At 71.5% G+C, this 12,067-nt stretch carries 10 protein-coding genes; 8 read left to right on the top strand and 2 right to left on the bottom strand.

What is annotated here, in order from left to right:
• Positions 1-392 precede the first annotated feature (392 nt).
• Entirely contained in the window at positions 393-1,799 is a 1,407-nt protein-coding gene (locus IE200_RS07495; protein WP_191278775.1) for an HNH endonuclease signature motif containing protein, read from the bottom strand.
• A 166-nt stretch (positions 1,800-1,965) separates the two neighbouring features.
• Positions 1,966-2,697: a hypothetical protein gene (locus IE200_RS07490; RefSeq protein WP_191278774.1), complete on the bottom strand. Its 732-nt coding sequence runs from the start codon at positions 2,695-2,697 to the stop codon at positions 1,966-1,968.
• 22 nt (positions 2,698-2,719) lie between these two features.
• Here IE200_RS07490 and IE200_RS07485 point away from each other — a divergent pair, with 22 nt between their 5' ends.
• The 8 genes from IE200_RS07485 (at position 2,720) to IE200_RS07450 (ending at position 12,064) form a co-directional block, all read left to right on the top strand.
• Positions 2,720-3,847: a DUF808 domain-containing protein gene (locus IE200_RS07485; RefSeq protein WP_191278773.1), complete on the top strand. Its 1,128-nt coding sequence runs from the start codon at positions 2,720-2,722 to the stop codon at positions 3,845-3,847.
• Positions 3,848-3,940: 93 nt separating this feature from the next.
• On the top strand, positions 3,941-5,392 hold the full coding sequence (gene ahcY / locus IE200_RS07480) for an adenosylhomocysteinase (protein ID WP_191278772.1): 1,452 nt from the start codon (positions 3,941-3,943) through the stop codon (positions 5,390-5,392).
• Positions 5,393-5,462: 70 nt separating this feature from the next.
• On the top strand, positions 5,463-6,161 hold the full coding sequence (gene mtrA / locus IE200_RS07475; protein WP_191278771.1) for an MtrAB system response regulator MtrA: 699 nt from the start codon (positions 5,463-5,465) through the stop codon (positions 6,159-6,161).
• 28 nt (positions 6,162-6,189) lie between these two features.
• On the top strand, positions 6,190-7,785 hold the full coding sequence (mtrB, locus tag IE200_RS07470) for an MtrAB system histidine kinase MtrB (protein WP_191279075.1): 1,596 nt from the start codon (positions 6,190-6,192) through the stop codon (positions 7,783-7,785).
• Positions 7,782-9,518 carry an LpqB family beta-propeller domain-containing protein gene (locus IE200_RS07465; RefSeq protein WP_191278770.1) on the top strand — a complete coding sequence of 579 codons (1,737 nt, stop codon included), beginning with the start codon at positions 7,782-7,784 and terminating at the stop codon, positions 9,516-9,518. The genes mtrB and IE200_RS07465 overlap by 4 nt, the downstream gene beginning before the upstream one ends.
• Positions 9,519-9,577: 59 nt before the next feature.
• Positions 9,578-10,330, top strand: a complete 753-nt coding sequence (locus IE200_RS07460; RefSeq protein WP_191278769.1) for a ComF family protein — start codon at positions 9,578-9,580, stop codon at positions 10,328-10,330.
• Positions 10,331-10,730: 400 nt separating this feature from the next.
• A complete protein-coding gene (gene hpf, locus IE200_RS07455; RefSeq protein ID WP_191278768.1) occupies positions 10,731-11,345 on the top strand; it encodes a ribosome hibernation-promoting factor, HPF/YfiA family in 615 nt (204 codons plus the stop codon).
• A 44-nt stretch (positions 11,346-11,389) separates the two neighbouring features.
• Complete coding sequence (locus IE200_RS07450; RefSeq protein ID WP_229856256.1) at positions 11,390-12,064, top strand: response regulator; 675 nt, start codon at positions 11,390-11,392, stop codon at positions 12,062-12,064.
• The last annotated feature ends 3 nt before the right edge of the window (positions 12,065-12,067 follow it).

Below are 12,067 nucleotides of genomic sequence, written 5' to 3'. Positions count from 1 at the left end.
GACGGTGCCGCCGGGGTCGCGTGTGCCGGAGTGCCGACTCCCCGAGCTCGGCGAGTTGTAGGTGAACCGGCTCCATCGTCGGACGTCCCCGTCGTGATCGACGACGTGGTCCACGAGGTAGAGGGGGCGTCCTCGCCCATCCGGAACACGGTGCGTGTCCGCAGACTCCGCGACCCCGTGTGGCGAAGGATGGCACCGCAACGTCCGACATCTCCGTCGACGAAGGCGTGGTACTCGGTCTGCACGGGGTTCTCCTCGAAGATGCCGGGATGGCGAGGGATCGAACTACCACTGGACTGTTCCACAGGAGCCGGGCTTGAAACCCCGGCCGAGCCGGGCACGACGCGCCTGTGGCCCCGCCATCGTGGGGACTGGCGGGGTGTGGGGCGGGATCATCGTCGGCGGGGGCGTGGGATGCCGGGAGGATCCGGTGGGTCGAGCTCGGTGGTGCCGGTGTGGTCGCGTCGGAAGCGGAACCCGTGCGGACTTCGCCACTCGAAGACCCCGGGCGCGACCATGGCGTAGCGCCAGGGTGAGTGGGTCTTGAGTCGGTGGTGGAACCTGCAGAGGGCGGCGAGGTTGCTCGTGGTGGTCGGCCCGGGCTGGGGTCTGCCCTCGGCTTCGGCGTGTTCGTCCCACGGCACGACATGATCGATGTCGCAGCCGCGGGCGGGGCGGCTGCAGCGCGGGAACACGCAGGTGCGGTCGCGCAGGATGATCTGCTCGCGGATCTGGTCGGGAATGTCGTAGCCCTGGGCGGTGAGCGGGGTGTTGAGGTCGATGACGGGCTTGACGGTCACTTGGGTGCGGGTGTCGCCGCACCAGGCTTGGATCTGCTCGAGGAGGACGAGGCGTTGGCCGTTCTCCATCCGACCGGTCGGGCCGAACACGGTGGTGTCGCCGGACAGGGTGGCGTCGAAGTGGGCGTGGATCACCATCTCCCGCGCAGGCGGCAGCCCGTCCTCGCTCGCGTCCGTCACGCCCGATGCGTGGAGGTCCAGTGCGGTCTGAGTGCGAGCGAGGTCGCCGAGCGCCTTCGCACGCCGCGCATCCAGGGACTCGTCGGAGCCGAGCGTCTTCAAGGTTTCTGCGCCGTGGGCCACGGCGCGGTCGAGGTCGAGGGCGTCGGCGAGGTCGACCTCGGCCTCGATGCGCATGGTGCCGGCGAAGTGGACGTCGTCGTCGTGGACGGTCACGTGGCGCGGGTCGACCGACAGATAGCCGTCCTCCGGATCGGCTGTCGGGTCGGTGACGGCGAGGTCGTAGCGCGTGATGGTCTCGGCGACGAGGCGGTCGAGCTGCGCGGGACCGATGCGGCCGGCGACGGCGGCGACCTGGGCGTCGACGAACCCGGCAGCCTCACGAGTCAGGACGGGGTTGGTGTGGATGGTGGTCTCGGCGACCGTGCGGGCCCGCCAGGCGGGAACGGCGCCGGCGTGGACCTGTGCCCAGAGGCGGGGGAGGCGGTGGCGCAGCTCGAGGGCGTGCCCGATGAGCTTCTTCGCCGCGACCGTGGAGATGCCGAGGACGGTGCCGAGCTCCGCGACGCAGAACTCCGCCACCAGCGGCGCACCGTCACCGGCGATGGGCTCTTCGTGCTCACACCCCGGGACGGGGAACGTGGCCGCGGAGTGGATCGACTCCGGCGGGTGGAGGTCAGCCCACCGGGCGGCGAGGATCAGCTGCTCTGCTGCTGCCTGGTTCTCGACGTCGCGGGCGGACCGGATCGAGGCGAGCAGGTCGGCGGCGGTGAGGCCGTCTGCCTCACCTGCTCCCGGTCCTGTCGCTACTTCGATCATGTGTTCGACTCTAGAGGACGCCACTGACAGTGGCCTCGTGACGGGACTTCGTCCCTCCTCGACCAGCGGGGGCGGGGGTCTCGTGACGGGACTTCGTGCCTCCTCGACCAGCGCCGGGCGGGGTGTCGAGAGGCCCGCCCGTCCCTCGCCGACAGTCGAGGCCAGCTCACGGGGACTGCTCGGCCAAGGAGGAAGCGACGGGTCGGCCCTGGCGCCTACTCTTCCCGCCATGCCCGGTCGCAACCACGTCCTGCGCCCCATGCGCCCCGGGGACGTGCCCGGCGTCGTCGCGGTACAGGAGCCCGCGGCGATCGCGGGACTGTCCGACGTGTTCCCCTAGGACCGGTACCCGTTTCCGCGCGAGCAGGTCGCGGCTCGCTGGCGCGAGGAGATCGCCGACCCCGCGATCGAGTGCCTCGTGGTTGAGGAAGGAGGGCGGATCGCCGGCTTCGCTGCGCTGCGCGGCGAGGAGGTGCTGCACTTCGGCACCGCGCTCGACACGTGGGGGACCGGCCTGGCCACGGCACCCCACGACGAGCTCGTCGAGCGCCTGCGCACTCCCTGCCTCCACCAGGTCCAGCACCGCGCTCGTGGGGCGTACGTCGCCGTACCGCTCGGCCACCTCCTCGCCGAAGAACTCGCGGTCCTTCGGCGTGGGCGGGGAGTACGCCGGGACGACCCACGCCACGGTGCCGCCGGCGCCGCGGAGCGCACCTGCCAGGCGATTGACCCGCGGCACGATCCCGCGCACGTGGGCCGACTCGCGCACGAGGAAGGGCATCACGTCCACCACGACGAGCGCCGTACGGTCCGGGTCGAGGGACTCGAAGGCGTGCCGACGCGGACGACGGCCAGCGTCCCGCGCCGCGCAGCGCCGATAGGCTGCAGCCCGACCCACTCCACGACCCGAAGGACCCACCATGGCCGGCGGACTGTTCGCCCTCCTCGACGACGTCGCCGCCCTCGCGCGCATCGCCGCAGCCAGCGTGGACGACGTCGGCGCCGCCGCCGGGCGCGCCAGCATGAAGGCGGCGGGCGTGGTGGTCGACGACACCGCCGTCACCCCGCAGTACCTCCACGGGTCACCCGCCGCGCGCGAGCTGCCGATCATCAAGAAGATCGCCATCGGCTCGCTGCGCAACAAGATGCTGTTCATCCTGCCCGCGGCCGTGCTGCTCGGGCAGTTCCTGCCGTGGCTCCTCCCGGTGATCCTCATCTTCGGTGGTGGCTTCCTCGCCTACGAGGGCGCGCACAAGGTGTGGGAGAAGATCAGCCACCACGAGCCGGTGGCCGAGGAGGCCGAGGCCGAGCTGACCAGCACGGGGGAGCTGAGCCCCGAGCACGAGGCCAAGACCGTCGCCGGCGCCATCCGCACCGACTTCATCCTGAGCGCCGAGATCATGGTCATCGCGCTCAAGGAGGTCGTCAGCTCCGACCCGGACGCCAGCATCTGGATGCGCGCCATCGTCCTCGCCGCGGTCGCCGTGCTGATCACGGTCCTCGTCTACGGCGTCGTCGCCCTCATCGTGAAGATGGACGACGTCGGCCTGCACCTCGCGGAGAAGCCGTCCAAGGGCGCGCAGCGCATCGGCCTCGCCCTGGTCTCGGCGATGCCGCGCCTCCTCTCCGCGATCTCGCTCATCGGCACGCTGGCCATGCTGTGGGTCGGCGGCCACATCCTGCTGGTCAGCCTCTACGAGATCGGCGGCCACGACGGCCTGCTCGAGGGCACCGCTGTCGGCGACGCGCTCCACGCCCCGTACGGCCTCGTCCACCACTGGGAGGACGCGGTCCACGAGGCCGTCGGCGGAGCCCTCGGCGGCACGCTCGGCTGGGTGCTCAACACCGTGGTCTCCGGCGTCGTGGGCCTGGTCGTCGGCGGCATCGTGCTGGCCGTGCTGCACGCCTTCGGGATCGGCGGCGGCCACGGCGACAGCCACGCAGCGGAGAGCGCCGAGGGGCAGACGGGGGCTGACGCCTCGGACGACGGCGTGGCCCACGGCGAGACCTCCGCGGGCGGGACGTCCGAGGATTCTCCGAATCGCTGAGGGCGGTCCTACCCTCGTCTGGTCCGCGCGGGAGATCCCGACGATGCACAGATGTGCGGCGCAGACGCAGCTCCTCGACGCCAGGAGAAACTGATGGACTACCACGTCGCTGACCTCACCCTCGCCGCCTACGGCCGCAAGGAGATCGAGCTCGCCGAGCACGAGATGCCGGGCCTGATGGCGATGCGCGAGCGCTACGGCAAGGAGCAGCCCCTCGCGGGCGCCCGGATCGCCGGCTCGCTGCACATGACGATCCAGACCGCCGTGCTGATCGAGACCCTCGCGGCCCTCGGTGCCGACATCCGCTGGGCCACCTGCAACATCTTCTCCACCCAGGACCACGCCGCCGCCGCGGTCGTCGTCGGCCCCCCGTCGAAGGGCGGCACGCCGGAGGACCCCCGTGGCGTCCCGGTCTTCGCCTGGAAGGGCGAGACCCTCGCCGAGTACTGGGACGAGGCCGAGAAGGTCTTCGACTTCCCCGAGGGCGGCCCCAACATGCTGCTCGACGACGGCGGCGACATCACGATGCTGCTGCACCTCGGTGTGGAGTACGAGAAGGCCGGTGCCGTGCCGTCGCAGGACTCCACCGACAACGAGGAGTTCAAGGAGGTGCTGCGCGTGCTGGCTCGCTCGCTCGAGGCCGACCCGCAGCGCTGGACCAGGCGCGCCCCGCTCGTCAAGGGCGTCTCCGAGGAGACCACCACCGGCGTGCTGCGCCTCTACGAGCGGTTCAAGGAGGGCACCCTCCTCTTCCCGGCGATCAACGTCAACGACTCCGTCACCAAGTCCAAGTTCGACAACAAGTACGGCTGCCGCCACTCCCTGATCGACGGCATCAACCGCGCCACCGACGTCATGATCGGCGGCAAGGTCGCGGTCGTGTGCGGCTACGGCGACGTCGGCAAGGGCTCCGCGGAGTCCCTGCGCGGCCAGGGTGCGCGCGTCATCGTCACCGAGATCGACCCGATCTGCGCCCTCCAGGCCGCGATGGACGGTTACGAGGTCAAGCGCCTCGAGTCCGTCGTCGAGACCGCCGACATCTTCATCACCACGACCGGCAACTTCAACATCATCACCGTGGAGCACTTCCACAAGATGAAGCACCAGGCGATCGTCGGGAACATCGGCCACTTCGACAACGAGATCAACATGGCGGGCCTCGCCAAGATCCCGGGCATCGTCAAGGACGAGATCAAGCCGCAGGTCCACCAGTGGATCTTCCCCGGCGAGGACGGCGAGCCCGGCAAGAAGATCATCGTGCTCTCCGAGGGTCGCCTGCTCAACCTGGGCAACGCCACCGGCCACCCGTCGTTCGTGATGTCCAACTCCTTCACCAACCAGGTGCTGGCGCAGATCGAGCTCTTCGCCAAGGCCGATGACTACGAGCTCGGCGTGCACGTGCTCCCCAAGCACCTCGACGAGGAGGTCGCGCGCCTGCACCTCGACGCCCTCGGTGTCGAGCTGACCGAGCTCACCAAGGAGCAGGCCGCCTACCTCGGCGTGCCGATCGAGGGCCCGTACAAGTCCGAGCACTACCGCTACTGAGCCGTCGACGGCTCCCGGTCGGGGCCCCTTTCCACGCTGGTGGAGCGGGGCCCCGCCCTACACTTGGCCCATGACCGACCTTGCCGAGCCCGCTCGCGGCAGCGTGCTCGTCGTCGACGACGACGCCTCCCTGGCGGAGATGCTCTCCATCGTGCTGCGCCAGGAGGGGTTCGACAGTCGCATCGTCGGTCGCGGTGACGTGGCCCTCGACGCATTCCGCGACTACCGCCCCGACCTCGTCCTGCTCGACCTGATGCTGCCCGGCAAGGACGGCATCGACGTGTGCAAGGAGATCCGCGCAGAGTCCGGCGTCCCGATCGTGATGCTGACCGCCAAGGGCGACACCGTCGACGTCGTCGTCGGTCTCGAGTCGGGGGCCGACGACTACATCGTCAAGCCGTTCAAGCCCAAGGAGCTCATCGCCCGGGTCCGCGCCCGGGTGCGCCGCAACGACGTCACGCCCGACGAGGGCCTCACCATCGGCGACATCTCCATCGACGTGGCGGGCCACTCGGTGACCCGCGACGGAGCGCCGATCAACCTCACCCCCCTCGAGTTCGACCTGCTGGTGTGCCTGGCCCGCAAGCCCTGGCAGGTCTTCACCCGCGAGGTGCTGCTCGAGCAGGTCTGGGGCTACCGGCACAGCGCCGACACCCGTCTGGTCAATGTGCACGTCCAACGCCTGCGCTCCAAGGTCGAGCACGACCCGGAGAACCCCGAGGTCGTCGTGACCGTGCGCGGCGTGGGCTACAAGGCCGGCAAGTCCTGAGTGGATCCTGGGTGAGTCCTCGGTGAGCATGCGCGACCGGCTCCCGCCGGCGCTGCGGCACGGGCCCGCCTTCTGGCGGCGCTCGGTGCAGGCGCGCGTCGTGGTCAGCACGGTGCTGCTCTCGGCGGCCGTCGTCGGCATCGTCGGCTGGTTCCTCATCCAGCAGACCCGCGACGGCCTCCTCGACAACCGCGTCGCCGCCGTCGTGCAGGAGGCCGAGGGTGAGACCGAGGCCGCCCGTACGGCCCTCGCGGCCGAGTCCGGGATCGTCGGCGACGAGTCCGCGCAGCAGCAGGCGCTCGTCGAGCCGATCCAGGCGCGCGGCGCCACCCGCGGCTTCGCCGTCGTGCTCTCCCCGCCCGTCGGCGACAGCGTGCGGCTCGCCGACGGCGGCGCCAAGTTCACCGAGGGCCTCGATCTCTCGAGCGTGCCCGAGACGCTCGAGGACCACTTCGACCAGCTGGCGCCGACGGCGTGGACCTACACCGACATCCGTACGACGCGCCCCATCGACGGACTCCCGGCGGGGCCCGGCATCGTCGTGGGCAGCCAGGTGCGGCTCCCGGCCGACGACAACCCCTACACGCTCTACTACCTCTACCCGCTGGCCGAGCAGCAGGAGACGCTCGCGCTCGTGTCCCGCGCGATGCTCATCGCGGGCGTGCCGCTGCTCCTGCTCGTCGCCGGCCTGACCTGGCTGGTGACCCGGCAGGTGGTCACGCCGATCCGGATGGCGCGCCGGGTCGCCGAGCGCCTCGCCGCCGGACAGCTCCAGGAGCGCCTGCGCGTCACAGGGGAGGACGACCTCGCGCGCCTGGCCATGTCGTTCAACCAGATGGCTTCCAACCTGCAGAAGCAGATCCGTCAGCTCGAGGAGCTGAGCCGGCTGCAACGACGCTTCGTCTCCGACGTCTCCCACGAGCTGCGCACCCCGATCACCACCGTCCGCATGGCCAGCGACGTGATCCACGACGCGCGGCCCTTCCTCGACCCGGTGACGGGTCGCGCCGCCGAGCTGCTGCAGAAGGAGCTCGACCGCTTCGAGACGCTGCTCGCCGACCTCCTCGAGATCAGTCGTTTCGACGCAGGCGCCGCGGTCCTCGAGACCGAGGACGTCGACCTGGTCGACGTCGCGCGCCGCGTGGTCGACATGACCTCGGTGCTAGCCGCGCAGCGCGACACGCGTGTCGTGCTGCACGACCCCGGGACCCCGTGCGTCGCGGAGGCCGACGTACGCCGGGTGGAGCGGATCGTGCGCAACCTGGTCACCAACGCCATCGACCACGCCGAGAGCCGCGACGTCGAGGTCTTCGTCGGCGCCGACCGCCAGTCGGCCGCGATCGCGGTACGTGACCACGGGGTGGGGCTCGGTCCGGGGGAGTCGGCGATGGTGTTCAACCGGTTCTGGCGGGCCGACCCCGCGCGCGCTCGCACCAGCGGCGGCACCGGTCTCGGGCTGTCGATCTCGCTCGAGGACACCCACCTGCACGGCGGCTGGCTGCAGGCGTGGGGACGCCCCGGCGAGGGTGCCCAGTTCCGCCTGACGCTGCCGCGCCAGCTCGGCACCCAGCTGCGGCACTCGCCGCTCCCGCTGGTGCCGACCGACGCCCGGGAGTCCGCGTGAGGTCCCGGGTCCTACGCACGGCGCGCACGGCGGGTGCGCTCGTCGCCGTGGCGCTGCTGGCCGGCTGCGTCCGGATGCCGACCTCCGGGCCGGTCGTGGAGTCCGAGGTCACCACCGGTGCCGACGACGTGCCCGGCATCTCCTTCGACCCGCGTCCTCCGCAGGACGGTGATCCGGCCGCCGACATCGTGGCCGGCTTCTTCGAGGCGATGAAGGCCACCCCGGTCCGGATGACGGTCGCACGCCAGTTCCTCTCGCGCGAGGCGGCGGAGCGCTGGACCCCGGAGCAGCAGATCCTCACCTACGGCGAGCTGGGCGTCGCCTCCGTCGGGACCTCGGTGCGCGTGCCGCTGAGCGAGGTCAACACCTACGACGCGCGGGGCGCGTGGCAACGCACGGACGCCGGTGCCCGGCTGTCGCTGCGCCTGGTCCAGGAGGACGGCGAGTGGCGCATCGACGACCTCCCCGACGCGCTCATCGTCCCGGACTCGTGGTTCGACGACTGGTACGAGCGAGCCGCCCTCTACTACTTCGACCCCACCGCGGAGGTGCTCGTCCCCGAGCCGGTCTTCGTCCCGCGTGGCGACCAGTACGCCTCTTCGCTGGTGCGCGGCCTGCTGACCCCACGCGATGAGGACTCGCGCGACGTCACGCGCAGCTTCTTCCCACCCGGGACCACGCCCGGCCTGTTGCCCATCGAGTCGGGCATCGCCCGGGTGGCGCTGTCCGGCGACCCGGACGCGGTGGACGAGGAGACGGCCCAGCGGATGCTCGCCCAGCTCGTGTGGACCCTCGGCCAGGAGCCGCGGATCAGTGCCGTCGAGCTGAGCATCGGTGAGCGCACCTTCAACGGACCCGGCGGGTTGGCGCCGGTCAACCTCGGCTTCGGCGCCGCGTACGACCCCAACGGCGACCGCGCGAGCACCGACCTGTTCGCCCTCGACCAGGACAGCGTCGTCGCGGGGCGGGTGGACGACCTGCGCCCGACGGCCGGCCCGTTCGGGGAGCCTGTCTACGGCCTGCGATCGATCGGCGTCAACCTCCCCGGGACGCGGGTAGCGGCGGTCTCGGACGCCGGCAGCGAGCTCCTCCTCGCCCCGACCGACGCGACGACGGGCGAGGTGACGACGCCCGTGGTCGGTGCGGTCGACCTGGCCCGCCCGCACTGGGACCACCGGGACCGGGTGTGGGTGCTGGACCGCGGCGCGGGTCGTGCGCGCGTGGTCCAGGTCGCCGACGGCACGGCGGAGGAGCGGGTCGTCCCGGGCCTGACGGGCCGCCGTCTCACCGAGCTCATCGTCTCGCGCGACGGCAGCCGGCTGGTGGCCGTCGTCCGCGGGCGTTCGGCGGACCGCGTCGTGTCCGTGCGCGTGCGCCACGACGTCGCCGGGGCCGTCCTCGGCTTCACCCGGCCCCGCACGCTGTCCCTGCCCGCCGAGGGCACCGCGCGGATCCGTGACGTCGCGTGGCGCTCGCCGACGACGGTGTCGGTGCTGAGCGACATCAACGACGAGTTCTCCCAGGTGCGCACGATCTCGGTCGACGGCGCGCCCGGAGGGATCTCGACGGGCGGCACGACGAGCCTGCGCGGGCGGGTCCGCACGCTCGTGTCCACCCCGGCCGACGGCGAGGTCTACGCCCTCGCCGGCCGCGAGGTGACCAGCCTGACCCGCCCCGAACGGCCGGTGCCCGACCTGCCCCGGGGGCTGACGTCCCTCACCTACGTGGGCTGATCCACAGGGCTGCGGTCGTCGCGTTGCGCGGCGCGTGGCCGGGCTGCTGGCATGGGCGGGTGCTCGACGAGGCCCTCGACCTGTTCCTCGGCAGCCGCTGCGTGGGCTGTGACCGCCCCGGGCGGATGCTGTGCCCCGCGTGCCGGGCGGGCCTGTCCGGCACCGCGCGGGTCGCGTGGCCCTCACCAGTGCCCGCGGGCCTGGTCACGCCCTGGGTGACCGAGTCGTACGACGGTGCCGTGCGGGCTCTCGTGGTGGGCCACAAGGACCGCGGACAGTGGGGGCACCGGCGCGTGCTGGGCGCCCTGCTGGCCGATGCCGTGCGGGGCGCGACGGCCGGGCTCGAGCCCAGTGTGCCGCTGCTGCTGGTGCCCGTGCCGTCCCGCCCCGGCGCCGGACGCCGGCGCGGCTACGAGGCGACCTCCGCGCTCGTGCGCACGGCCGCGCGGGCGCTGCGCGGCGAGCGACCGGTCGCGCTCGCGCCGCTGCTGGTCTCGCGCGGGGCGGCCGACCAGGCCGGTCTCGGCGCGGGGGACCGCGCAGCCAACATGGCCGGCTCGATGCACTGTCCCTCGGCCGCGCTCGCGCGGGCCGTGCGCCGGCGGCGGGCGGCGTACGTCGTGGTCTGCGACGACGTCGTCACGACCGGTTCGACGGCGCGCGAAGCCCAGCGGGCGCTCGAGGCCGTGGGCCTGCCGCCGGTCGCGATCGCCGCCGTGGCTGGGACCCGCAGGCGCACGCAGACCCGCCCGCACGAGGGTGGAGGACCGAGGGGTGACCCGGCTGTTGGCCCGGGGGCCCGGAGGGGCTAGCGTCTTGTCATGGAGTCCGCCCGGGTCCGTGGTTGCGTCACGGAGAGGGCTGCGCGCAGCACCGTCAGGTGCCTCGTCAGGTCCGACCCGCGGCAAGCCGATGCCAGTCGCAGGCGAAACGGTCCACGTAAGTCCCCGGTCGCGTCGCTGCCCTGCAGCCGCGTGCCCGTCGGACGATCACGGTGCGGCTTAGAAGTAAGTCCTGCCCCGTCGCCGGCACCAGATGTGCCGGATGCCGGGAGAAGGCCAGTAGTGGCGGAGAAGCTGCGAACGCCTCAGCAGGCGATTGTGGGGTCGAAGACCAGGTCGGCCGGGCGGGCTCCATCCCACCCTGCCCCGGCGGGTGTGCCGCCGCGGCGAATGGAGGGGTGCGGACCGTTCGCTAGTTGAGGAGGTTCACATGGAGGTTGTGGTCACGGGGCGGCACTGCGAGGTGTCCGACCGGTTCCGCGAGCACGTGTCCGAGAAGCTCACCCGTCTGGAGAAGCACGATCACCGCATCATGCGCGTCCAGGTGGAGGTCGAGCTCGAGAAGAATCCCCGCCAGCACGACCGGTCCACCAAGGTGGAGCTGACCGCGTTCTCCAAGGGCCCGGTGATCCGGGCCGAGGCGGCAGCCGAGGACAAGATGGGCGCGCTCGACCTGGCGCTCGACAAGATGCAGGCACAGATGCGTCGCGCCGCCGACCGACGACGCGTGCACAAGGGCCGTGCGCAGGTGTCGGTGGGAGAGGCGCTCGCCGCCATGCCCACCGTCGACGACGTCGCCCAGGAGGAGGAGCCCGACGTCATCGAGCACCAGGTCGGACCGATCACCGTCACCGGCGACGGACCGCTCGTCGTGCGCGAGAAGTCCCACCACGCCACCCCCATGACGCTCGACCAGGCGCTCTACGAGATGGAGCTGGTCGGGCACGACTTCTACCTCTTCGTGGACAAGGAGAGCGAGCGGCCGGCGGTGGTCTACCGCCGGCGCGGCTACGACTACGGCGTCATCTCGCTCGACGTCGGCTGAGCGCCCTCCACGCCTCGGTCGCGCGCGCATGTAATGATGCGCGCGTGACCGAGGCACCCAGCAGTGAACCCGTCCGCGTCCTGGTGGTCGACGACCAGGAGCTGTTCCGTCGTGGACTGATCATGCTGCTGTCCGGCGACACCGACATCGAGGTGGTCGGCGAGGCGGCCGACGGCATCACCGCCACGGAGCTCGCGACCACGACCGCGCCCGACGTCATCCTGCTCGACGTCCGGATGCCACGCCGCACGGGAGTCGAGGCCTGCCGGGCCATCAAGGAGGCCGTCCCGGCCACCAAGATCATCATGCTCACCGTCTCCGACGAGGAGGCCGACCTCTACGAGTCGGTCAAGAACGGCGCGGCCGGCTACCTCCTCAAGGACTCCTCGATCGAGGAGGTCGCCCAGGCCATCCGCGTCGTCAACGAGGGCCAGTCCCTCATCAGCCCGTCCATGGCGGTCAAGCTGATCGACGAGTTCAAGCAGATGTCCAAGCCCGAGCGCGAGCAGGGTCCGGCCCTGCGGCTGACCGAGCGCGAGCTCGAGGTGCTCCGGCTGGTGGCCAAGGGGCTCAACAACCGCGAGGTCGCCAAGGAGCTCTTCATCTCCGAGAACACGGTGAAGAACCACGTGCGCAACATCCTGGAGAAGCTGCAGCTCCACTCCCGCATGGAGGCCGTGATGTACGCCATGCGCGAGAAGCTTCTCGACCTCCCGTAGGTC

It is taken from the genome of Nocardioides flavus (ex Wang et al. 2016), assembly GCF_014653115.1.
Lineage (GTDB): Bacteria > Actinomycetota > Actinomycetes > Propionibacteriales > Nocardioidaceae > Nocardioides > Nocardioides flavus.
Note: the sequence above shows the minus strand (reverse complement) of the source record. Positions and strands in the feature narration are given on the sequence as shown.

What these genes read in the sequence shown, in the direction of transcription:
- IE200_RS07495 (WP_191278775.1), bottom strand. Translation starts at nt 1,799, where the DNA reads ATGATCGAAGTAGCGACAGGACCGGGAGCAGGTGAGGCAGACGGCCTC.
- IE200_RS07485 (WP_191278773.1), top strand. Translation starts at nt 2,720, where the DNA reads ATGGCCGGCGGACTGTTCGCCCTCCTCGACGACGTCGCCGCCCTCGCG.
- ahcY (WP_191278772.1), top strand. Translation starts at nt 3,941, where the DNA reads ATGGACTACCACGTCGCTGACCTCACCCTCGCCGCCTACGGCCGCAAG.
- mtrA (WP_191278771.1), top strand. Translation starts at nt 5,463, where the DNA reads ATGACCGACCTTGCCGAGCCCGCTCGCGGCAGCGTGCTCGTCGTCGAC.
- mtrB (WP_191279075.1), top strand. Translation starts at nt 6,190, where the DNA reads ATGCGCGACCGGCTCCCGCCGGCGCTGCGGCACGGGCCCGCCTTCTGG.
- hpf (WP_191278768.1), top strand. Translation starts at nt 10,731, where the DNA reads ATGGAGGTTGTGGTCACGGGGCGGCACTGCGAGGTGTCCGACCGGTTC.